Genomic DNA, 21691 nt, shown 5'->3' with positions numbered 1-21691 from the left:
ACGTGTCGACGCGCGGGCGCATCCCGGCCGACGTGATCGACGCGTTCCACGCGGCGACGTAGCGCCCGTACCGACCGGCGCCCGGGCCTGCGAGCCTGGGCGCCGGTTTGTCATTTCGCTGGGCGCGAAACAATAGTCGGGCGGCTTGGGAAACGAATTGGAAGTGCGCGACGTTTCTTCAGTTACGGCGCGCAACGCCGCTGGCAGTCGCAGGTGAGATCGGCCCTGGAAAGGGCGCCGGAAGACCGGGCGGGCCCGCAGCGAAGAAGGCGCCGGCAAGGTTAGGCCCGCCGGCAAGCCGACCATTACAGTGGAGGCAGGTACGCGATTCCGGCCACAGGAGACCGGCAGGATTGCTCGAACGGCCGCTAACTAGTTTGTACCGATGTTGAGGGAGAGCAGGTAACCCGATGTTTGAAAGATTCACCGACCGAGCACGGCGGGTCGTCGTCTTGGCGCAAGAAGAAGCCCGGATGCTCAACCACAACTACATCGGCACCGAGCACATCCTGCTGGGCTTGATCCACGAAGGTGAAGGCGTCGCGGCGAAGTCGCTGGAGTCGCTGGGCATCTCCCTCGAGGGCGTCCGCAGCCAGGTCGAGGAGATCATCGGCCAGGGACAGCAGGCCCCGTCCGGGCACATTCCGTTCACCCCGCGCGCCAAGAAGGTTCTGGAGCTGAGCCTGCGCGAGGCGCTGCAGCTCGGCCACAACTACATCGGCACCGAGCACATTCTGCTGGGGCTGATCCGCGAGGGCGAGGGCGTGGCCGCGCAGGTGCTGGTGAAGCTCGGCGCCGAACTGACCCGGGTGCGCCAGCAGGTGATCCAGCTGCTGAGCGGCTACCAGGGCAAGGAAGCCGCGGAGGCCGGCACCGGTGGCCGCGGCGGCGAGTCCGGCAGCCCGTCCACGTCGCTGGTGCTCGACCAGTTTGGCCGCAACCTGACGGCCGCCGCGATGGAGGGCAAGCTCGACCCGGTCATCGGCCGCGAGAAGGAAATCGAGCGGGTGATGCAGGTGCTGAGCCGGCGCACCAAGAACAACCCGGTGCTGATCGGCGAGCCCGGCGTCGGTAAGACCGCCGTCGTCGAGGGCCTGGCGCAGGCGATCGTGCACGGCCAGGTCCCGGAGACGCTGAAGGACAAGCAGCTCTACACCCTCGACCTGGGTTCGCTGGTGGCGGGCAGCCGCTACCGCGGTGACTTCGAGGAGCGCCTGAAGAAGGTGCTCAAGGAGATCAACACCCGCGGCGACATCATCCTGTTCATCGACGAGCTGCACACCCTGGTGGGTGCAGGCGCCGCCGAGGGCGCGATCGACGCCGCGAGCATCCTCAAGCCCAAGTTGGCCCGCGGCGAGCTGCAGACCATCGGCGCCACCACGCTCGACGAGTACCGCAAGTACATCGAGAAGGACGCCGCCCTGGAGCGCCGCTTCCAGCCCGTGCAGGTGGGCGAGCCGACCGTCGAGCACACCATCGAGATCCTCAAGGGTCTGCGCGACCGTTACGAGGCGCATCACCGGGTGTCGATCACCGACGGCGCGATGGTGGCCGCGGCCACCCTGGCCGACCGGTACATCAACGACCGGTTCCTGCCCGACAAGGCGATCGACCTGATCGACGAGGCCGGGGCGCGGATGCGGATCCGCCGAATGACCGCGCCGCCAGACCTGCGCGAGTTCGACGAGAAGATCGCCGAGGCGCGCCGGGAGAAGGAATCGGCGATCGACGCCCAGGACTTCGAGAAGGCCGCGAGCCTGCGCGACCGCGAGAAGCAACTGGTGGGCCAGCGCGCCGAGCGCGAAAAGCAGTGGCGCTCTGGCGATCTCGACGTGGTCGCCGAGGTCGACGACGAGCAGATCGCCGAGGTGCTGGGCAACTGGACCGGCATCCCGGTGTTCAAGCTCACCGAGGCCGAGACCACCCGCCTGCTGCGCATGGAGGACGAGCTGCACAAGCGGATCATCGGCCAAGAGGACGCCGTCAAGGCCGTCTCCAAGGCGATTCGCCGCACCCGGGCCGGGCTGAAAGACCCCAAGCGCCCGTCGGGTTCGTTCATCTTCGCCGGACCCTCCGGTGTCGGTAAGACCGAACTGTCCAAGGCGCTGGCCAACTTCCTGTTCGGCGACGACGACGCGCTCATCCAGATCGACATGGGTGAGTTCCACGACCGGTTCACCGCGTCGCGGTTGTTCGGCGCCCCGCCGGGATACGTCGGCTACGAGGAGGGCGGCCAGCTCACCGAGAAGGTGCGGCGCAAGCCGTTCTCGGTGGTGCTGTTCGACGAGATCGAGAAGGCCCACCAGGAGATCTACAACAGCCTGTTGCAGGTTCTCGAGGACGGCCGGCTCACCGACGGTCAAGGCCGCACGGTCGACTTCAAGAACACCGTGCTGATCTTCACCTCGAACCTCGGCACCGGCGACATCTCCAAGCCGGTGGGCCTGGGCTTCACCCAGGGCGGCGGTGAGAACAACTACGAGCGGATGAAGCAGAAGGTCAACGACGAGCTGAAGAAGCACTTCCGCCCGGAGTTCCTGAACCGCATCGACGACATCATCGTCTTCCACCAGCTGACCAAGGACGAGATCATCAAGATGGTCGACCTGATGATCAACCGCGTCGCCACCCAGCTCAAGAGCAAGGACATGGCCCTCGAGCTGACCGATAAGGCCAAGGCGTTGCTGGCCAAGCGCGGCTTCGACCCGGTGCTGGGTGCCCGTCCGCTGCGGCGCACCATCCAGCGCGAGATCGAGGACCAGCTGTCGGAGAAGATCCTGTTCGAGGAGGTCGGTCCGGGGCAGGTCGTCACGGTCGACGTCGACGACTGGGACGGCGAAAGCGCCGGCGAGGACGCAAAGTTCACCTTCACCGGGACCCGCAAGCCGCCGGCCGAGCCGGACCTGGCCAAGGCGGGGGCGCACAGCGCCGCGGACCCGGGGCCGGACGCGCAGTAGCGACACAGAAGACGGGCGGTAACTCCTAGTCGGACTACCGCCCGTTTTCACCGCCCCCTACACTGACCGTTGTCATCGACGTGTAACGGAATCTGGTGAAAGTCCAGAACGGTCGCGCCACTGTCCACAGTCAGACCCGAGACTCGTCATACCCAGCGGGGACGCGTTATCCCCAGAAGGAGTCGATTGTGTCCCACCCGCAGCTGACCCGCACCCGATCCGTTGACCTGTCCGCGGCACGCACCGCGCTCTGGTTCGCCGCGACGGTCTTCCTCGCGTTGCTGGCGCTGTACTTCGTCGGCATCGATCAGGGAGCGGTGTCGCTGTTCGGCAGCGACTCGCACGTGCACGAATTCGTGCACGACGCGCGGCATCTCCTCGGCTTCCCCTGCCACTGACCCGATCTCGTGGAGAAACGCCTGATCGGGGGCGGTCTTCTGGCGGGTGCTGTGGGCGCGGCGCTGGCGTTTGCCTTCGCCCGCCTGTGTGCCGAGCCCGTCATCGGCCGCGCAATCGCATTTGAAGACGGCCGCACCGACGCCGAGAACGCGCACGGCGTGCACGAGCACGGCGCAGAATTGTTCACCCGCGGCGTGCAGTCGGGTCCCGGGCTGGGATTCGGTGTGCTGATCTTCGGCCTCGCCATGGGCGCGCTGTTCGCCGTGCTGTTCAGCGTCGTCTATGCGCGGATGGAAACCGGTCAACCGCAAGCACTTTCGCTGCTGTTGGCGGCCGGTGCGTTCGGGGCGGTGTACGTGGTGCCGTTCGTGAAGTATCCGCCGAACCCGCCGGCGGTCGGACAGTCCGACACGATCGGGGCGCGCACCGGCTGGTACCTGGTGATGGTGCTGGCGTCGGTGGCGCTGGCGATCGGCGCGGTCTGGCTGGCGCGGCGCCCTGCCGCCCGGTTCGGAGCGTGGAACGCGCGGCTGCTCGCGGCGGGCGCGTACCTGGTGGCGATCGTCGTGGTCGCGGTGTCACTGCCGGGCGTGGACGAGGTACCCGAACCGCTGCGCGACGCCGCGGGGACGATCATCTATCCCGGCTTTCCCGCCGACGTCCTTTACGAGTTCCGGTTGCTGTCGCTGGCCACCCAGCTGGTGTTGTGGGCGGGTATCGGCCTGGTGTTCGCGGCGATCAGCGGGCGCCTGCTGGGCGCGCGGACGAAGCAGGAGTCGAGCATCGCGGCGTGACCGACGTGCTCCGGCTGACCCTGGTGTCGCATGGCATGACCGATGCCATGGCGGACAAGCGTTTTCCCGCCGACGAGCCGCTGAACGCGATCGGCCGCCGCGAGGTCGAGGCGATGGACGGCGTCGCCGGTTCCGCACAGCGCCGGCTCTGCGGACCCGAGCGGCGCACTCGGCAGACCGCGAAACTGCTTGGCCTGCACGCCGAAAGCGAGCCACGGTTGGCCGATCTCAACTGCGGAAGCTGGCGCGGCGCGGCGCTTGCGGCCGTGCCGCCCACCGAACTCGAGGTGTGGCTGAGCCGGCCGGACGCCGCGCCGCACGGCGGTGAATCGATCGCCGGCCTGATCTCCCGGGTATCGGGATGGCTGGAATCCCTGACCGCCAACCCATTACGCACCGTGGCGGTGACGCACCCGGCGGTGCTTCGCGCGGCGATCGTGGCCGCGTTGGACGCCGCCCCGGCGTCGGTTTGGCGCATCGACGTGGCGCCGGCCGGGCGCATCGTCATGCATTTCCGGGACGGCCGTTGGACGCTGCGCCTGTGAGACTCAGCGCGGGGCGATCAGCGCGAAGGCCTGCTTGGCGATCTTCAGCATCCAGCTGGTCACCGTCGGCCCGTGATCGCGCGGCCAGTTCAGCTGAAAGCTCAGCACCCACGGCTGCTGCGTCTTGTCGACGGCATACCAGCTGAACGTCAAATCACCCGGCAGGCCACCGGCTTTCGCGCCGATGTACGGCCAGACGTTGTGGTCGAGCTGGATACCCGCGACCGCGGACAGGATCTCGCGCACCGGTGCGGCCTTGCCGACCGCGTCGGCCTGCAGCGCCGCGTGAACCCGGCAGATGTCCTCGGCGTTGCCGTACCACTCCGCGCCATAGGACGACGCCGGCGAATGCGCGCGCATCGGATCAGGGTCATAGGGCGTCGAATTCGCCTGATCGAGCAGCTGCCCCCGCACCTGCGGTGACCCGTGCTCCCACTGGCTGCGCAGGTCGGGCCTGCCCCAGCCGACGGAGAACAGCTCGTACATGGTGGGGAACGGGGTCATGCTGGCCGGGTCGTGATGGCCGGCCGTGGCGAGCGCTTGCTCGATCGCGTGCGTGCCCATCCGCCCGATCAGCAAGTCGGTAGCCATGTTGTCACTCGTGGCGATCATCTTCTCGGCAGCGGTGCGCACCGAAACATGCGCTCCGGCAGGCAATGCCAATCCCGACGAGCCCACGGCCCGGCTTTTTTCGGTGACGGTCAGCTGGTCGTCCCAGGACACCGTGCCGTCCTTGATCGCGCCCGCCAGCGCGTGCAACACGTAGAGCTTGAAAATGGATGCCAGCGGCAGAGATTGGTGCGTGTTGGTGCCCGCCACCGGCTCGCAGCGCCCGTCGTTGACCCTGGCGACCTGATAGGAGTAGCGCGCTCCGGTCTTGCCCAGCACCGCGTCGATGTCGTGCCACGAGTTGATGGTCGGCGCCTGGGTGTCGAGGTCGAAATGATCCACATAACCGCCGTCGTCGGTGTGGATCCGGATGTCTTGCCGGGCACCGTAGGACGAGGTCAGGTGCAGGGTCGCCACGCTCGCGCCCAGGTCGACGCCGTTGAGCGTGAACGGACGGTCCCACCACAGCGCCTCCATGGTGGTTTGCACCGACTCGACCTTGTCGGGTGCGGCCAGGGTGCCTACCCCGACCGGGCCGATGGGCCAGTCCGAGTTGAGCATGTCCAGCGTCTGCTGCGCCCGGATCCCGGGCGGGGTCCGGGTGTCGATCTGCCGTCCCGGATTCGCCGCGTTCGCCTGCGGGGAGGGATTGGGGGCGCACCCGGGCGCCGATGTCACTACCAGTGCGGCGGCCGCGCTCAGCGTCAATGCGCGGCGCCAGGCCGACAGCCCGCTAGCCAGCCTGCTTGTTGCCGGCAACGTCCATCACAACCTCGAATTCCAGCAGCGAGGCCCCGGTCGCCACCGGCTTCGCCCGCTCACCGGAGTGGGCCTCGATCGCGGGCCCCTGCGCCCATGCCTGGAACGCCTCTTCGGACTCCCACTGGGTCACCACGAAGTAGCGGTTCTCGCCCTTGACGGGGCGGAGCAGCTGAAAGCCGAGGAAGCCGGGCTGGTTGTCGACGGCATGAGCCCGGTGGGCGAACCGCTTCTCCAGCTCCGGGCCGGCGTCGGCGGGTACTTCGATTGCGTTGATCTTCACCACTGGCGACATGCCGCTAGGCTACCCCGCCCATCCCCATGCTCGAGCCGAGGGCGGTGCACGCAAGATGGTGCTGTGCCCAGCCAACTGTTGACTTGCCACGGGGGAGACGGCGACCCGCTGGTGCTGGTGCACGGCCTGATGGGGCGGGGGAGCACCTGGCCGCGCCAGCTGCCCTGGCTGACCCGGCTGGGCACCGTCTACACCTACGACGCGTTGTGGCACCGGGGCCGCGACGTCGACGATCCGCATCCGATCAGCACCGAACGGTTCGTGGCCGATCTGGCCGACGCGGTGAGCACGCTGGCCGGCCCGGTGCGGATGGTCGGGCATTCGATGGGCGCCCTGCACTCGTGGTGTCTGGCCGCCGAACACCCGGAACTGGTGTCCGCCCTGGTGCTCGAGGACATGGCACCGGACTTCCGCGGCCGCACCACCGGCCCCTGGGAACCGTGGCTGCATGCCCTCCCGGTCGAATTCGATTCCGCCGAGCGGGTTTTCGCCGAGTTCGGGCCCGTCGCCGGCCAATATTTCCTGGAGGCCTTCGACCGCACCGAAACCGGTTGGCGGCTGCACGGTCACACCGCGCGGTGGATCGAGATCGCCGCGGAATGGGGCACCCGCGACTACTGGGCACAGTGGCGCGCGGTGCGCGCCCCCGCGCTGCTCATCGAGGCCGGCGACTCGGTCACCCCGCCGGGCCAGATGCAAGAGATGGCGGAAATATCAAGCAGCGCAACCTATTTGAAGGCCACGCAGGCCGGTCACCTGATCCACGACGAAGCGCCGCGGCTGTACCGCCAGGCCGTCGAGTCATTCCTCGCCGGCTAGGGCGAAGCGCCCGTCGCGGGTCTGCGCCACCAGACCGTCGGCCAGCAGGGAATACAGGGCCCGGTCGCGCTGCGCGGTGTCGGTCAGCCACGCCACATCCAGCTCGGCTCGGGTCACCGGAGAATCGTTGGCGCGCAACACATCCATCAACCGACCGCGGACCTGGCGGTCGGTTCCGGCATAGGTCTGGACGCGGCGGGCCGGCCCCTGCGCGGGCGGATAACCGGCGCTTCGCCACCCGCAGCTGCCCAGCGGGCACAGCCCGCAACGCGGTGCGCGCGCCGTACACACCGTCGCGCCCAGTTCCATCAGCGCGATGGAGAACTTCGGTGCCGTTCCGTCGGCGGGCAGCAGCCTCGACACGTCGGCGTGGTCGCGCGTCGCCGACGGCGCGCCCGCGTCGGCCAGGCCGTGCACCACGCGCGCCACCACCCGGCGCACGTTGGTGTCGACCACCGGTACCGACTGGCCGTAGGCGAAGCAGGCGATGGCGCGGGCGGTGTAGCTGCCGACACCAGGCAGCGTCAGCAGGGTGTCGACGTCGTCGGGCACGACGTCGCCGTGATCGCGCGCGATCACGACGGCGCACTCGTGCAACCGCTTGGCCCGGCGCGGATAGCCGAGCTTGCCCCAGGCGCGCAGCACGTCGGCGGCGCTGGCCGCAGCCGTTGCCGACGGGGTCGGCCAGCGTTGCACCCAATCCGTCCAGATCGGCAGCACTCGAGATACCGGCGTCTGCTGCAGCATGAATTCGCTGACCAGGATCTGCCAGGCGCTCACCCCGGGCTCACGCCAGGGCAGATCGCGGCGCGAACTTTCGTACCAGTGAACAAGATTGGTGGCTGTTATGAATTCTGGGCCAGCAACCGGCGGATGCGGCATGATGTCAGCCATGCCTAACACCAGCCCGGTAACCGCGTGGAAGTCACTCAAAGAGGGTAACGAGCGATTCGTCGCCGGTAAGCCGCAGCATCCCAGCCAAAGTGTTGAGCATCGGGCGAGCCTGGCCGCGGGTCAGAGCCCCACCGCGGTCGTGTTCGGTTGCTCCGACAGCCGAGTGGCCGCCGAGCTCATCTTCGATCAGGGCCTGGGCGACATGTTCGTGGTGCGCACCGCCGGGCAGGCCATCGATTCGGCGGTGCTGGGCTCCATCGAGTTCGCCGTGGCGGTCCTCAACGTGCCGCTCATCGTCGTGCTGGGTCACGACAGCTGCGGCGCCGTAAAGGCGGCCCTGGCCGCGATCGACGACGGCACGATACCGGGCGGTTTCGTGCGTGACGTGGTGGAACGCGTGGCCCCATCGATCCTGATGGGCCGGCGCGAGGGCCTGAGCCGAGTAGACGAGTTCGAGAAGCGCCACGTCTGCGAAACCGTTGCGCAACTGACGTCTCGGTCGGCCATCATCGCCGAGCGGGTGGCCGCGGGCACCGTCGGGGTGGCGGGGGTGACCTACCACCTTGCGGACGGGCGGGCGGAGTTGTGCGACCACGCCGGCGACATAGGCGAATAACACCGAACAGGGCGCCCTCGGGGCCGAGTGCCGCACCGCCACTACACGGCGGTCGGCCAGCAAACCTCGCGACACGCCGAGGCGGGTCAGCCGAATCGACGTGACCTGGGCCTACGCTGCGAACGTGCTCGATCTGGAACCGCGTGGCCCGCTACCCACCGAGATCTACTGGCGGCGCAGAGGCCTGGCCATTGGTATCGCGGTCGTCGTGATCGGGATCGTGGCCGCCGTCGTCATCGCCTTCATGGGAAACAGCGCGGGAGCCAAGCCCGCCAACGCCGACAAGGCCAGCGCCGCCGCGAACAAGCCGGGATCGCCTGCGCCCCAGGCGCCTCCACCGCCCGGACCCGAGGGCCCCGCCCCGGCCGTGCCGCCGGCGCAGGGACAGAACCCCGAGACCCCCACCCCCACGGCCGCGGTGCAGCCCCCGCCGGTGCTCAAAGAGGGCGACGACTGCCCCGACTCGACGCTGGCGGTCAAGGGCCTGACCAATGCGCCCCAGTACTTCATCGGTGACCAGCCGAAGTTCACCATGGTCGTCACCAACATCGGGCTGGTGGCCTGCAAGCGCGACGTCGGCGCCGCGGTGCTGGCGGCCTACGTCTACTCGCTGGACAACAAGCGGCTGTGGTCGAACCTGGACTGCGCGCCCTCCAACGAGACGCTGATCAAGACCTTCACCCCTGGCGAGCAGGTGACCACCGCGGTGACGTGGACGGGCATGGGCTCGGCGCCGCACTGCCCGCTGCCGCGGCCGGCGATCGGTCCGGGCACCTACAACCTGGTCGTGCAGCTGGGCAACCTGCGCTCGATGCCGGTGCCGTTCATCCTGAACCAACCGCCACCGCCGCCGGGCCCGGTGCCCGGACCGGGTCAGCCGGGCGCGGTGCCGCAGCCCGAGGCGCCGCCGATGGCCCCGCCGCCGGCCGGCTGAGGCCGATCACGCACATAGCACTCACCTAGTTCAGCGAGTCGGTGATCGTCGACTCCGCCAGCTGCGACAGTCCTTCCCGCACATGGCGGGCCCACATCGCGCCGATGCCGTCGACCGATTGCAGGTCGGTGGCGCTGGCCGCCAGCACGTTCTGCAGCGTCCCGAACGAGCGGACCAGCAGGTCGGCGTGGGCGAACTGCAGCCGGGGAATGCCGGCCAGCGCCTGGTAGCCGCGCGGGCTGACCGCCGAATCCTGCGCCTCGGTGGTGGTCGGATACCCGAAAACCTTTGCCAGGATGGTGAAGTCGAGCAGCTCGGTGTCCGACAGCGCGTCCAGCTCGTCGAGTGTGGCCGTCATCTGCGCCTCGGACAACGGCTCCGGGCTCGCGTGATAGTCGCGCACGATCAGTTCCCGGGCGTTGTCGTTGCCGCCGAGCAGCTCGTCGAGCTGCAGCCGCAGCTGGCGGCCGTCGGTGCCGAGTTCGACCACGTCGTTGTCGATCACCTGGCCGATCCGGCGGACCAGCTCGAGCCGCTGCACCACCGTCATGACGTCGCGCAGCGTGACGAAGTCCTCGATCTCGGCGCGCGACAGCTGCCTGCTGACCTCGTCGAGCCTGATCTTGTACCGCTCCAGGGTGGCGATGGCCTGATTGGCCCGCGACAGGATGGTCGCCGAGTCCGCCACCACGTGGCGCTCCCCGCCGACGTAGACGGTCACGATGTTCATCGAATGGCTCACCGAGATCACCGGGTAGCCGGTCTGGATCGCCGCCCGCTCCGCCGACCGGTGCCGGGTTCCCGACTCGTCGGTGGCGATCGACGGGTCCGGGACCAGCTGCACGTTGGCCCGCACGATGCGGCTGCCGTCGGTGGACAGCACGACGGCGCCGTCCATCTTCGCCAGCTCGCGCAGCCGGGTGGGCGCGTAGCGGACATCCAGCGCGAACCCGCCGTCGCAGATGGCCTCGACGGCCTCGTCGTTGCCGAGCACGATCAGGGCGCCGGTACGGCCACGCAGGATGCGTTCCAGGCCGTCACGCAGACCGGTGCCCGGAGCCAGGCGGGCGACGGTTTCACGCAGGGTCGGACGAGTCACAGCATGTCATTCTTCAGGCCCGACGCGTCATGCGTCCAGCCATGGCGGGTTTGCGGGAGCGCCGCCGCGGTGGTCGGCGATGTCGATCATGTGCTCCAGCGCCGCCACGATGGTGGGCGCGCGAAGCGCCCGCATCCCGTTCGGCACGATCTCGCGCCGGGGGTCGTCGCCGTCCGGGATGAGCGCGATGGAAAACCCCTGGCGAGCGGCTTCGCTCAGCCGCCGCTCCATGCCGCTGACCCGCCGCAGATCTCCGGCCAGTCCCACCTCGCCGATCATCACCGCGGTGGTGGGCAGCGGCAGGCCGGTGAGCGCTGACGCCAGCGCGACCGCGACCGCCAGATCCGACGATGGATCGGTTAGCCGCATGCCGCCGACCGTGGACAGGTAGATGTCGTTGATGCCGACGGGCAGCCTGGCGTGCTTTTCCAGCACCGCGGTGATCATCGCGGCCCGGGAGTGGTCGATGCCGCTGACGGCGCGGCGCGGCGAGCCGCCCGCTGGCGTGGCCAGCAGAGCCTGGACCTCGCCGATCAGCGGCCGTTTGCCATCCAGTGTCACCGTGATCGCGGTGCCCGGCACCGGGGCCGGACGCTGGTCGAGGAACAGGTTCGACGGGTCGGCGACGCCCTCGATCCCGTTGTCGTGCAACAGGAAACAGCCGACCTCGTCGGCCGCCCCGAACCGGTTCTTGATCCCCCGCACCATGCGCAGCGAGCCGTTGCGGTCGCCCTCGAAGTGCAGCACCACGTCGACCAGGTGCTCGAGGGAACGCGGCCCGGCGATGGCCCCGTCCTTGGTGACGTGTCCGACCAGGATCAGCGCGACGCCGTTGGTCTTGGCCGCCGCGGTCAGGGCCGACGTCACCGCGCGGACCTGCGTGACCCCGCCGGCCACACCGTCGGCCTCGGCGGTGGACATGGTCTGCACCGAGTCCACGATCACCAGCGCGGGCCTGACCGTCGCGATGTGCTCGAGGACGGTGTGCAGGTCGGATTCTGCGGCCAGGTAGAGCTCGTCGCTGCCGCAGCCGATGCGGTCCGCGCGCAACCGGATCTGGCCCGCGGACTCCTCACCGGAGATGTACAGGGCGCGGCGGCCCGCTTTCGCCCAGCGATGCGCGACCTCGAGCAGCAGCGTCGACTTGCCCACGCCCGGATCGCCGGCCAGCAGTGTGACCGAGCCGGGCACCACGCCGCCGCCGAGCACGCGGTCGAGTTCGTCTACCCCCGTCGTGCGGTGCTGGCTGGCGTTGGGCTCGATGGATGTGATGGGCACGGCCGGCGCCGCCGCGGCCAGGGCGCCGCGACGGCCGGCGACCGCGCTGAGCACCGGGACCTCGTCAACGGTGCCCCAGGTGCCGCACTCCAGGCAGCGGCCGACCCACTTCGCGGTGACATGCCGACATTCCGAACAGCGGTATTGCGAGCGCGCGGTTGCCACGCCATGACGGTATCGAGCCGCTACGACAAGCCCGTGTCACGACAGGCGGTTAGCCCGCCTGGTTTTGCTGCGGCGGCGTCAGCCCGGCCGAGATCGGCACCGCGACGGTGGCCTGGCCGGCCTTCTCGAAATTGAAGGTGAAGTTGTAGGTCAGCCCGTTGGAGATGGGCTTGGCCAAATTGATGGTCGCCTTGGCCGCGGCGGTGTTCGAACCGACCGGACCCGGCGCCACCTTCTCGCCGTCGGGCGTGCCGATGAACAGCGATCCACCGGCGGGCAGGCGGGCGTCGCCGCTGACCGTCACCGTGCCGATGTCGCTGGTGATGCCGACGAGCCGGTCGGGCGTGTTCGGCGACAGGTTGACGGCCACCAGCACCAGGTCCACGGTGCGGCCCGGCTGCAGGTAATCGCCGCTTTGGTAGGCCTGGATCCGGATGTTGCGCAGCGCCACGTTGTTGAACGTGACCTTGTTGCCGTTGATGGCGGGCTCCTGGACCGCCATCTGCGAGACCTGTCCGGCTCCGCAACCGCTGAGCAGAGCGGCCAGGACGGCCATCACGCCGGCGACGGCGAGCGCGGGAAGGCCGAGGCGGATCTTGAAGCGGTTCACTCTCTCGAGCCTCCTGCTGAGCCGGTTCGACTGATGCAACTATGCACAGTAGTAGGAAGGCCTTGCGCGCGATAGCGCGGGGCGCCAGACCAGCGCCGGAGCGCCGTAATACCGGCCCTCGAGCCCGCCGCCGGGCCGCGCCGGGGGCGTTGGTAATGTGCTGCACTGCACGACTTGGTCCGCATGTCAACCCCTAATCTGCGCGTGTTGTGCCCCTGACCTGCATCGTTGCTTCGCGCGTAGTTAGGCGGCCGTGTTAGGATGAAGTAACGAAAGGGGCTCGAATCAGATGATCTTCAAGGTCGGCGACACCGTTGTTTACCCGCATCACGGTGCTGCGTTAGTCGAGGCGATCGAAACCCGGACGATCAAAGGGGAGCAAAAAGAATATCTCGTCCTGAAGGTGGCGCAGGGCGACCTGACCGTTCGAGTTCCCGCCGACAACGCTGAGTATGTGGGTGTCCGCGACGTCGTCGGACAAGAGGGTTTGGACAAGGTCTTCCAGGTGCTGCGGGCCCCGCACACCGAAGAGCCGACCAACTGGTCGCGCCGCTACAAGGCCAACCTCGAAAAGCTTGCTTCCGGCGATGTCAACAAGGTCGCCGAGGTAGTCCGCGACCTGTGGCGTCGCGATCAGGAGCGTGGCCTGTCGGCCGGCGAGAAGCGCATGCTGGCCAAGGCCCGCCAGATTCTGGTCGGCGAGTTGGCGCTGGCCGAGAGCACCGACGACGCCAAGGCGGAGACCATCCTCGACGAGGTTCTGGCCGCCGCTTCCTGAAGGTCCTGACATTTCGTTGGTCCCGCAGACGGGGTTGGTCCCGCAGACGGGCACGTCAGGCAACGTAGTCGCAGTCGTCCCCGCCGCAGGGTCGGGCGAACGACTGGCCGCAGGAATTCCTAAGGCATTCTGTTTGGTCGACGGCCGCACGCTGCTGCAGCGCGCCGTCGCCGGTTTGCTGGCATCCGGGGTGGTCGATCGCGTCGTGGCGGCCGTTCCCGCCGACCGGATCGACGAGGCCGGGCGGGCGCTGGCTGATGACGTCGAGGCCGGCCGAGTCAGTGTCGTCGCAGGCGGGACCGACCGCAGCGAATCCGTGCGCCTGGCACTGGCCGCCGTCACGGTCGCCCCCGAGTACGTCCTCGTGCACGACGCCGCGCGTGCCCTGACGCCCCCGTCGCTGGTGATCCGCGTGGTGGAGGCGCTGCGGGCCGGCCACGACGCCGTGGTGCCGGCCCTTCCGCTGCATGACACCATCAAGGCCGTGGACGCCAACGGGGTGGTGCTCGGGACACCGGAACGCGCCGGGCTGCGTGCCGTGCAGACCCCGCAGGGCTTCGCGACCACTCTGCTGTTGCGTGCCTACGGGGCCTACCGGGCCGGTGACAGCGTGGGTTTCACCGACGACGCGTCGCTGGTCGAGCATGTCGGTGGCCAGGTCCAGGTGGTTGACGGCGACCCGCTGGCCTTCAAGATCACCACCCAGCTCGATTTGCTGCTGGCCGAGACCGTGGTACGCCGGTGAACGCGCTTCCCCGGGTCGGCCTCGGCGTCGACGTGCACCCGATCGAACCGGGACGGCCGTGCTGGCTGCTGGGTCTGCAGTTCGGTGACGCCGACGGCTGCGCGGGGCACTCCGACGGCGACGTGGGGGCGCACGCCCTGTGTGACGCGGTGTTGTCGGCCGCCGGGCTCGGCGACCTCGGGACGGTGTTCGGGGTCGACGATCCGCGCTGGAAGGGCGTCAGCGGCGCCGACATGCTGCGCCATGTCGCGGATCTGGCGTCGCACCACGGTTTCCGGGTCGGTAACGCCGCCGTGCAGGTCATCGGCAACCGACCGAAGGTCGGTCCGCGCCGCGCCGAGGCGCAGCGGGTGCTGTCGCAATTGCTGGGCGCGCCGGTGTCGGTGTCGGCGACGACGACCGACGGGTTGGGGCTGACCGGACGCGGTGAGGGCCTCGCCGCGATCGCCACCGCGCTGGTCGTCTCCACCGGGTAGGCCCGCGCAGCGCCGAGTGCCGGGGAACTACCCGGTAAGCTGGCACGTCGTGACCGATCAGGCCCGCTTGCGGCTACACGACACGGCAACCGGCGCCGTGCGTAATTTCGTTCCGCTGCGCGAGGGCCACGTCTCCATCTACCTGTGTGGTGCGACGGTCCAGGGCCTGCCGCACATCGGCCACGTCCGCAGCGGGGTGGCCTTCGACATCCTGCGCCGATGGCTGATCGCGCGCGGCTGCGACGTCGCGTTCATCCGCAACGTCACCGACATCGACGACAAGATCCTCAACAAGGCCGCCGCGGCGGGCCGGCCGTGGTGGGAATGGGCGGCCACCTACGAGCGGGCCTTCAGCGCCGCCTACGACGCCCTGGACGTGTTGCCGCCGTCGGCCGAGCCGCGTGCCACCGGGCACATCACCCAGATGGTCGAATTAATGGGACGGCTGATCGAAACCGATCACGCCTACGCCGCCGGCGGCGACGTGTACTTCAATGTGCTCAGCTATCCCGAATACGGGCAGCTGTCCGGGCACAAGATCGACGACGTCCATCAGGGTGAGGGTGTGGCCACCTGCAAACGCGATCAGCGTGATTTCACGCTGTGGAAGGCCGCCAAACCCGGCGAGCCGTCCTGGCCGACCCCGTGGGGCCGCGGCCGCCCCGGATGGCACCTGGAATGTTCCGCGATGGCCCGCACCTATCTGGGGCCGGAGTTCGATATCCATTGTGGCGGAATGGATTTGGTCTTCCCGCACCATGAGAACGAGATCGCTCAGAGCCGCGCCGCCGGCGACGGGTTCGCCCGCTACTGGCTGCACAACGGCTGGGTGACGATGGGCGGCGAGAAGATGAGCAAGTCGCTGGGCAACGTGCTGGCCATACCGGCGCTGCTGCAGCGGGTGCGCGCGGCCGAGCTGCGCTACTACCTGGGCAGCGCCCACTACCGGTCCATGCTGGAGTTCTCCGAGACCGCGCTGCAGGACGCGGTGAAAGCCTATGTCGGCGTTGAGGAATTCCTGCACCGGGTGCGGGTGCGGGTCGGCGTCGTCGAACCCGGGCGTTGGACCGCACGCTTCGCCGAGGCCCTCAACGACGACCTGGCCGTGCCGGCCGCGCTGGCCGAGGTGCACCAGGCCCGCGCGGAGGGCAACCGGGCGCTCGACTCCGGCGACCACGACGGCGCACTGCGGCACGCCGGCGCGATCCGCGCGATGATGGGCATCCTGGGCTGCGATCCGCTCGACGAGCGCTGGGAGACCCGCGACGAGACGTCGGCGGCGCTCGCGGCCGTCGACGTGCTGGTGCAGGCGGAGCTGGAGAATCGGCAGAAGGCGCGCGCGGAACGCAACTGGGCGCTGGCCGACGAGATCCGCGACCGGCTCAAGGAGGCCGGCATCGAGGTCACCGACACCGCCGACGGGCCGCAGTGGTCGCTGCAGGCCAGTCCAGAGCAGTAGGGGCCGAGTAGATGGCCGGCAACTCGCGCCGCCGCGGGGCGATACGCAAAGAGGGCACCAAGAAGGGCCCGACCGTGGGTTCGGGCGGCCAGCGCCGCCGCGGTCTGGAAGGTCGTGGCCCCACCCCACCCGCGCACCTGCGCCCCAACCATCCGGCCGCCAAGCGCGCCAAGGCCCAGAGCCGTCGGCCGGCGCGGGGCAAGACCGACGAATCCGAGACGGTGCTGGGCCGCAACCCGGTGCTGGAGTGCCTGCGGGCCGGGGTGCCGGCCACCGCGCTCTACGTGGCGCTGGGCACCGAGGCCGACGAACGGCTCACCGAATCAGTCACCCGCGCAGCCGATTTGGGCATCTCGATCCTGGAGGTGCCGCGCACCGATCTGGACCGGATGACCGCCAACCATCTGCATCAGGGCATCGCCTTGCAGGTGCCGCCGTACAACTACGCCCATCCCGACGATCTGGTCGCCGCCGCGCTCGCCTCCCCGCCGGCGTTGCTGGTCGCGCTGGACAACATCTCCGACCCTCGCAACTTGGGCGCCATCGTGCGCTCGGTAGCCGCGTTCGGCGGCCACGGGGTGCTGATCCCGCAGCGGCGATCGGCCTCCGTGACCGCGGTGGCCTGGCGCACCAGCGCCGGGGCGGCGGCGCGCATCCCGGTGGCGCGGGCCACCAATCTGACCCGGACACTGACGGATTGGGCCGGTCGTGGGCTGCGAGTGATCGGTCTCGACGCCGGTGGTGACACCACGCTCGACGACATCGACGGCACCGATCCGCTGGTGGTCGTCGTGGGATCCGAAGGCAAGGGGCTGTCGCGGTTGGTGCGGCAGAACTGCGATGAAGTCGTGTCCATCCCGATGGCCGGGGATGCCGAATCGCTGAACGCGTCGGTGGCCGCCGGGGTGGTGCTCGCCGAAATCACACGCCAGCGCAGGGGATGAGTGATCGCGCGCCTGGCCGCCGCGCTGCTGACGCTGGCGGTGCTGCTCGCCGGGCCGGCCACCGCGCGACCGCCGGAATTCGACTTGCAGGCCCATCGCGGTGGGCGGGGCGAGACCACCGAGGAATCGCTGCGTGCGTTTGCCAAGGCAATCGAATTGGGCGTCAGCACATTGGAATTGGACATTGTCATTACCAAGGACGGGCAACCGCTGGTGTGGCACGACCCGAGCATCGAGGCCGAAAAGTGCGCCGACACCGCGCCCGCGTTCGCCGGTGACCCGCGATATCCATACGTGGGCAAGCTTGTGCACGAGCTCACCCTGGCCCAGGTCGACACCCTGGACTGCGGGCGCCCGCTCGCTGATTACCCCCAAGCCGAAGTCGTGTGGGGCAACAAGATCGCGACGCTGCCACAGGTTTTCGCGCTCGTCGACTCCTACCGCGCCGACGCGGTGCGCTACAACATCGAAACCAAGGTGGAGGCCGACCGCCCCGGCGCATCGGCCGAGCCGCAGGAGGCCGTCGACGTGGTACTGGCCGCGGTCAGGTCGGCGGGTAAGGCCGACCGGGTGGAGATTCAGAGCTTCGACTGGCGCACCCTGCCGTTGGTGCGGCATGCCGAGCCGTCAATTCCGTTGGTGGCCTTGTACGACCAGCACACCTGGGTGCCGGACTCGCCCTGGCTGGGCGGGGTGAATCCCGCATTCGTCGGCGATCCCCTGATCGGTGCGCGGACGGCGGGCGCGGACGTCGTCTCACCCGACTACCGGCTGGTCACTGGGCAGCCGTTCGTCGACCGCGCGCATGCGTTGGGGCTCAAGGTGATTCCGTGGACCGTCGACGACGCCGCCGCCATGCGCCGGCAGATCGGTTACGGCGTCGACGGCATCATCACCGATTACCCGTCGTTGTTGCGCACCGTGCTCGCCGAACTGTCGATGCCGTTGCCGCCGGCCTACCGGCGGGGCTAGCGGGCCGCGCTGCCCGCCAGGTCACCGTTCGCTCGGGCCGGCTGGTCGTTGCCTCGCGGCCGGCGAACATTGGCCAGCGCGGCGCGCCACATCATCCTGGGGTGCAGCAGCCGGCCGGCGGGGTCGATGAGCGCGGTGACCCTGACGAACCGATCGACCGCGATCGCGTCGTATTCGGCGGCGGTGAGGATGCGGTCGATGTAGCCGTTGAGCAACCGGGTGAGTAGCGGTGCCGTGCCCTCGATTTCGGGTAGGCACAGGTCGGGGTTGGCCGACAGCTCCCACGCCTGGCGGATCGGCACCGCGGCTGCCCGGAAGAACCGCCGGGCCAAATCATCTGTGCCGCAGGACAAGCAGTCGCGCAGCGCCAAGGCCTCCAGGGCGGCGACGGTCATGCCCTGGCCGTAGATCGGGTTGAAGCTGCAGATCGCGTCGCCGATGACCAGCAGACCTTGCGGAAAGCGTCGCATCCGGTCGTAGCGGCGCCACCGGCTGGACGGTTGGACGTGCCGGGTGGGCTCCCCGACGGGTTCGGCGGCCCGGACCGCGGCCAGCAGGTGGGCCGGTGCGCAGTCCTCGACGAACTCGCACATCGAAGCCAGGTCGGTGGGTGGCGCGTGGCCCGCGATGCCGTAGACGGTGAACGTCCACGTGTCGTTCTCGCAGTTCAGCATGCCCACACCACGCGGCCGGCTGGGCACGGCTCCCACGATGAACCCGAATTCGTGCAGCACGTCGGGTGCCATGCGCAGGAATTGACTCACGTAGGTCAGGTGCACCGGGACGTGCACCTCGGTGGGGCGTTCGTAGCCGAGGGCGTGCAGCCATGCCGGGGTCCTTGCGCCGCGCCCGGTGGCGTCGACCACCAAATCCGCACTCAGCGTGAGCTCTTCGCGGGTGCGGCGGTTGACCACCCGGGCGCCGGTAACGCGCCGGCGGTCCGGCGTCGTGGTCAGGTCCACGACGTCGTGGTTGTCGAGCAGCGTGATGTTGGGCATCCGGCGCAGGCGCGCGCGGACGTGCTCCTCGAGGAAGGGCCGGGTGGCCAGGTGCACGGCGAACGAGGGGGCGCTGCCCGAGCGCGCCATCAGGTGCCCGCCCAGGTCGTAGTGCACCCGGGACAGATCGTGGCCGTCGGTGTGGTGTGCGCCGTCGATGACCAGCTGATCGAGGATGCCGGGGAACAACTGCTCGAGCACCTGCCCGCCCCGGGGCAGCAGCCCGTGCAGATGGCGGCCCTGCGGCACGCCCCGGCGCGCGGTGGCCGTTTCGGGCGCGATGTCGGGCAACGGATCGCGCTCCACCACCGTGACCGTGCCGAAGAACTCGCTGAGCGATCTGGCGGCCAGCAGACCGGCCATGCTCGCTCCCAATACCAGTGCGTGATTTCCGATCTTTGCCATAGCCCACCGCTCTTGTTGACCGCCCGTTCGACAAAACCCATGCTCACGGGCGCCGATGCGGGCCGACAGCGTAGTCGACTACGCGATTGCTGCGGGCCCGGTGCACATCGGGCCACCCAAAGGCCGGCAAAGCCTCCCATCCGATGCGCGCGCGCCGTTATAGTCGCCGAGTGATCGGCGCCGAGCCGCTGACGGGGCGTGACAGCGAACTGGGAATCATTCGCCGCGCCCTGGGTGCGGGTGCCAAACACGCGGGCGTCGTGCTCGCCGGAGCCGCCGGCGTCGGCAAGACCTGGCTGGCCCACGAAGTGCTCAAGCGTGCCCAGGCGTCGGGGCAGCGGACGCAGTGGATCGTCGGCACCGACTCGGCGCAGGCGCTGCCCCTGGGGGCCTTCATCGGCGCGATGACCGAGGCTTTGAACGAGGTGCAGTCCGATCCGCTGACCGACGTGCGCCGCGTGATCAATTTGTTTGTCGCCCAACAGCGGCAGCGCCGGGTGCTGGTCGGGGTCGATGACGCGCACCTGCTGGACGGGTTGTCCGCGCTCGTCGTCCACCAGCTGGCGCAGTGCGGCGGGGTCCGGCTGGTGGTCACCGTCCGGACTGGCAGCGGCGGACCGGACGCGGTGACGGCGTTGTGGAAAGACGGCCTGTTGGAAAGGCTTGATCTCGAACCGCTTTCGGCGGCGGCGACCCGTGAGGTCATCGAGACCAAGCTGGACGGCCCGGTCGACGCGCGCAGCGCGGCGCGGTTCCAGAAGCTGACCGGCGGCAACGCCCTGTTTCTGCGGCAGCTCTTGGCCGATCAGGTGGCCGCCGGGCGGATGCGCAAGACCGCCGGGGTGTGGATGTGGGACGGCGACGTCGCGGTCTCGGCGAGCCTGTCCGACACGGTGGGCCGCCAGATGGGCCGGCTCGGCCCGCGGGTCGCGATGGTGATCGACACGCTCTCGCAGTGCGAGCCGCTGGCCATCGAGGTGCTGTGCGATGTGGTGCGGCGCCGCGACCTGGCCGAGACCGAGCGACTGGGCCTGGTCAACATCGAACGCACCGGTGCCGGGCTGACGGCCCGGCTCGCCCACCCGCTGTTCGGTGAACTGCGCCGCGCCAGCGCCGGCGAGCTGTATCTGTCGGAGATCCGGGGCCGGCTGGCCACGCGGCTGGCCGACGTGGGCGACGCCGACATGCAGGCCACGGTGCGCCGCGCGCTGCTGCGCCTCGAGTCGGACCTCGACCCCGACGCCGAGCTGTACCTGGAATCGGCACGGCACGCGATGACCCTGTTGGATCTGGAGCTGGCCGACCGGTTCGCCACCGCGGCCGCCCAAGCCGGTGCGCCCGGGGCCGCCGGGGTGCGGGCCATGAACCTCGCGCTGCTGGGGCGGGGCGAGGCGGCCGAGTCGGCGCTGCGCGCCTTGGCTGACAGCGACATGCCCGACCGCCACCACTGGGCAACCGTGCGGGCGGCCAACCTGATCTGGCATCTGTTCAACCCCAACGCCGCGGCGCAGATCCTCGACGATCTTGCCGCAGACACTTCCGAGACGCCGGCCCAGCGAGCGGAGCGGCTGGCGGTCCAGGCGTGCCTGGATGCGGTGGCCGCACGCTGCGAGTCCGCCACCGAAAATGCCCGGGCCGCATTGAGTTTCCCCGCACTACCCGGCTTCCACGCGATGATGGCGTCGCTGGGGCTGATCATGGCGATGGGCGCGCTGGGACAGGTCGACGAGCTCGCCGGGGTGGCCGAGCAGGCGCTGCGGCGCGCGACGACGTCGTTTCAGGCGTCGCATTTGCGGTTCTGGTTCGGCGCCGTTTACGGACGCGCCTGTCGACTGACCGGTCGGATCGATGAATTCGTCAGCACCGCAAGGCGAATCGCAGACTCGTCGCGGGACATCCCGGGGCTGGCCTATGCGAACCTGGCCCTTCTGTCGGGCAACGCCGAGCTGGCTCGCGGTGCGGTCGCCGAGGCGGCCCGGCTGGTGCACGAGGCGGTGGCCGGGGTGCAAACACACTACGTGACAACGGGTTTGCGACCGGCCAGCTATTTCGCGTTGGCCGAGGCACACGCCAAGCTCGGCCAGGCCGACGAGGCGAACGACGCGGTCGCCGCGGCGCGGTCGTGCGTGCCGGCCGACTTC

At 69.3% G+C, this 21691-nt stretch carries 22 protein-coding genes; 15 read left to right on the top strand and 7 right to left on the bottom strand.

The annotated features are described in order from the left end of the window. Nucleotides 1-2: 2 nt before the first annotated feature. The 5 genes from DQP58_RS27660 (at nucleotide 3) to DQP58_RS19575 (ending at nucleotide 4695) form a co-directional block, all read left to right on the top strand. Entirely contained in the window at nucleotides 3-62 is a 60-nt protein-coding gene (locus DQP58_RS27660; protein ID WP_430916311.1) for an Lsr2 family DNA-binding protein, read from the top strand. A gap of 348 nt (nucleotides 63-410) precedes the next feature. Then, nucleotides 411-2957: an ATP-dependent protease ATP-binding subunit ClpC gene (gene clpC1 / locus DQP58_RS19590; protein WP_066868404.1), complete on the top strand. Its 2547-nt coding sequence runs from the start codon at nucleotides 411-413 to the stop codon at nucleotides 2955-2957. A gap of 188 nt (nucleotides 2958-3145) precedes the next feature. After that, entirely contained in the window at nucleotides 3146-3355 is a 210-nt protein-coding gene (locus DQP58_RS19585) for a CbtB domain-containing protein (protein WP_112709895.1), read from the top strand. Between the two features lie 9 nt (nucleotides 3356-3364). Then, nucleotides 3365-4150, top strand: coding sequence for a CbtA family protein (locus tag DQP58_RS19580; RefSeq protein WP_112709894.1), 786 nt, complete (start codon nucleotides 3365-3367; stop codon nucleotides 4148-4150). Further along, a complete protein-coding gene (locus tag DQP58_RS19575; RefSeq protein WP_112709893.1) occupies nucleotides 4147-4695 on the top strand; it encodes a histidine phosphatase family protein in 549 nt (182 codons plus the stop codon). The genes DQP58_RS19580 and DQP58_RS19575 overlap by 4 nt, the downstream gene beginning before the upstream one ends. A 3-nt stretch (nucleotides 4696-4698) precedes the next feature. On the opposite strand, the gene DQP58_RS19570 is transcribed toward DQP58_RS19575, so the two are convergent. Then, a complete protein-coding gene (locus tag DQP58_RS19570; RefSeq protein ID WP_112709892.1) occupies nucleotides 4699-6063 on the bottom strand; it encodes a serine hydrolase in 1365 nt (454 codons plus the stop codon). Beyond that, on the bottom strand, nucleotides 6038-6358 hold the full coding sequence (gene mhuD, locus DQP58_RS19565) for a mycobilin-forming heme oxygenase MhuD (protein ID WP_064950523.1): 321 nt from the start codon (nucleotides 6356-6358) through the stop codon (nucleotides 6038-6040). Before mhuD ends, DQP58_RS19570 begins: the two co-directional genes overlap by 26 nt. Nucleotides 6359-6421: 63 nt before the next feature. On the opposite strand from mhuD, the gene DQP58_RS19560 reads away from it, so the two are divergent. Beyond that, on the top strand, nucleotides 6422-7177 hold the full coding sequence (locus tag DQP58_RS19560; protein ID WP_240629991.1) for an alpha/beta fold hydrolase: 756 nt from the start codon (nucleotides 6422-6424) through the stop codon (nucleotides 7175-7177). Here DQP58_RS19560 and DQP58_RS19555 read toward each other — a convergent pair. Then, nucleotides 7160-8071 (bottom strand): A/G-specific adenine glycosylase, encoded by a 912-nt coding sequence (locus DQP58_RS19555; protein WP_112709890.1) that lies wholly within the window; start codon nucleotides 8069-8071, stop codon nucleotides 7160-7162. The genes DQP58_RS19560 and DQP58_RS19555 overlap by 18 nt on opposite strands. Between DQP58_RS19555 and DQP58_RS19550 the strand changes: the two genes are divergently transcribed. Beyond that, a complete protein-coding gene (locus DQP58_RS19550; protein ID WP_112709889.1) occupies nucleotides 8070-8687 on the top strand; it encodes a carbonic anhydrase in 618 nt (205 codons plus the stop codon). The two genes, DQP58_RS19555 and DQP58_RS19550, sit on opposite strands and share 2 nt — an antisense overlap. A gap of 124 nt (nucleotides 8688-8811) precedes the next feature. Then, nucleotides 8812-9621 (top strand): hypothetical protein, encoded by an 810-nt coding sequence (locus DQP58_RS19545; protein ID WP_112709897.1) that lies wholly within the window; start codon nucleotides 8812-8814, stop codon nucleotides 9619-9621. 25 nt (nucleotides 9622-9646) lie between these two features. Here the strand turns inward: DQP58_RS19545 and disA are convergent, their stop codons facing one another. Genes disA through DQP58_RS19530 form a run of 3 tightly spaced genes read right to left on the bottom strand, consistent with a single transcriptional unit; the run spans nucleotide 9647 to nucleotide 12773 of the window. Then, on the bottom strand, nucleotides 9647-10720 hold the full coding sequence (gene disA / locus DQP58_RS19540) for a DNA integrity scanning diadenylate cyclase DisA (protein ID WP_066871621.1): 1074 nt from the start codon (nucleotides 10718-10720) through the stop codon (nucleotides 9647-9649). A gap of 27 nt (nucleotides 10721-10747) precedes the next feature. After that, nucleotides 10748-12163 carry a DNA repair protein RadA gene (gene radA, locus DQP58_RS19535; RefSeq protein WP_112709888.1) on the bottom strand — a complete coding sequence of 472 codons (1416 nt, stop codon included), beginning with the start codon at nucleotides 12161-12163 and terminating at the stop codon, nucleotides 10748-10750. A 49-nt stretch (nucleotides 12164-12212) separates the two neighbouring features. Next, the gene (locus tag DQP58_RS19530; protein WP_066877163.1) at nucleotides 12213-12773 is read right to left on the bottom strand and encodes a hypothetical protein; all 561 of its coding nucleotides are present in this window, start codon (nucleotides 12771-12773) and stop codon (nucleotides 12213-12215) included. 289 nt (nucleotides 12774-13062) lie between these two features. Between DQP58_RS19530 and carD the strand changes: the two genes are divergently transcribed. From carD to DQP58_RS19500, 6 genes are read left to right on the top strand one after another with little or no spacing between them, the layout of a single operon-like run. Further along, complete coding sequence (gene carD / locus DQP58_RS19525; protein WP_007166539.1) at nucleotides 13063-13551, top strand: RNA polymerase-binding transcription factor CarD; 489 nt, start codon at nucleotides 13063-13065, stop codon at nucleotides 13549-13551. A gap of 34 nt (nucleotides 13552-13585) precedes the next feature. Continuing rightward, on the top strand, nucleotides 13586-14296 hold the full coding sequence (gene ispD, locus DQP58_RS19520) for a 2-C-methyl-D-erythritol 4-phosphate cytidylyltransferase (RefSeq protein WP_112709887.1): 711 nt from the start codon (nucleotides 13586-13588) through the stop codon (nucleotides 14294-14296). Then, nucleotides 14293-14772 (top strand): 2-C-methyl-D-erythritol 2,4-cyclodiphosphate synthase, encoded by a 480-nt coding sequence (gene ispF, locus DQP58_RS19515; protein ID WP_112709886.1) that lies wholly within the window; start codon nucleotides 14293-14295, stop codon nucleotides 14770-14772. Before ispD ends, ispF begins: the two co-directional genes overlap by 4 nt. A 49-nt stretch (nucleotides 14773-14821) precedes the next feature. Further along, complete coding sequence (cysS, locus tag DQP58_RS19510) at nucleotides 14822-16231, top strand: cysteine--tRNA ligase (RefSeq protein WP_112709896.1); 1410 nt, start codon at nucleotides 14822-14824, stop codon at nucleotides 16229-16231. A gap of 11 nt (nucleotides 16232-16242) precedes the next feature. Then, nucleotides 16243-17175, top strand: a complete 933-nt coding sequence (rlmB, locus tag DQP58_RS19505; protein WP_112709885.1) for a 23S rRNA (guanosine(2251)-2'-O)-methyltransferase RlmB — start codon at nucleotides 16243-16245, stop codon at nucleotides 17173-17175. After that, nucleotides 17176-18147, top strand: coding sequence for a glycerophosphodiester phosphodiesterase (locus DQP58_RS19500; RefSeq protein ID WP_112709884.1), 972 nt, complete (start codon nucleotides 17176-17178; stop codon nucleotides 18145-18147). It begins immediately after the preceding gene. Here DQP58_RS19500 and DQP58_RS19495 read toward each other — a convergent pair. Further along, nucleotides 18144-19550, bottom strand: a complete 1407-nt coding sequence (locus tag DQP58_RS19495; RefSeq protein WP_112709883.1) for an FAD-dependent oxidoreductase — start codon at nucleotides 19548-19550, stop codon at nucleotides 18144-18146. The genes DQP58_RS19500 and DQP58_RS19495 overlap by 4 nt on opposite strands. Nucleotides 19551-19720: 170 nt before the next feature. Between DQP58_RS19495 and DQP58_RS19490 the strand changes: the two genes are divergently transcribed. After that, nucleotides 19721-21691, top strand: a 1971-nt coding sequence (locus DQP58_RS19490) for an AAA family ATPase (protein WP_112709882.1), incomplete at its 3' end; no start/stop codon positions are given.

The sequence above is a fragment of the Mycobacterium colombiense genome, from assembly GCF_003284975.1.
Lineage (GTDB): Bacteria > Actinomycetota > Actinomycetes > Mycobacteriales > Mycobacteriaceae > Mycobacterium > Mycobacterium europaeum_A.
This window is presented reverse-complemented; position numbering and strand designations above follow the sequence as displayed.

Excerpts from the sequence above, each read along its gene's own strand:
- clpC1 (WP_066868404.1), top strand. The coding sequence starts at position 411 with ATGTTTGAAAGATTCACCGACCGAGCACGGCGGGTCGTCGTCTTGGCG.
- mhuD (WP_064950523.1), bottom strand. The coding sequence starts at position 6,358 with ATGTCGCCAGTGGTGAAGATCAACGCAATCGAAGTACCCGCCGACGCC.
- DQP58_RS19550 (WP_112709889.1), top strand. The coding sequence starts at position 8,070 with ATGCCTAACACCAGCCCGGTAACCGCGTGGAAGTCACTCAAAGAGGGT.
- DQP58_RS19555 (WP_112709890.1), bottom strand. The coding sequence starts at position 8,071 with ATGGCTGACATCATGCCGCATCCGCCGGTTGCTGGCCCAGAATTCATA.
- carD (WP_007166539.1), top strand. The coding sequence starts at position 13,063 with ATGATCTTCAAGGTCGGCGACACCGTTGTTTACCCGCATCACGGTGCT.
- rlmB (WP_112709885.1), top strand. The coding sequence starts at position 16,243 with ATGGCCGGCAACTCGCGCCGCCGCGGGGCGATACGCAAAGAGGGCACC.
- DQP58_RS19495 (WP_112709883.1), bottom strand. The coding sequence starts at position 19,550 with ATGGCAAAGATCGGAAATCACGCACTGGTATTGGGAGCGAGCATGGCC.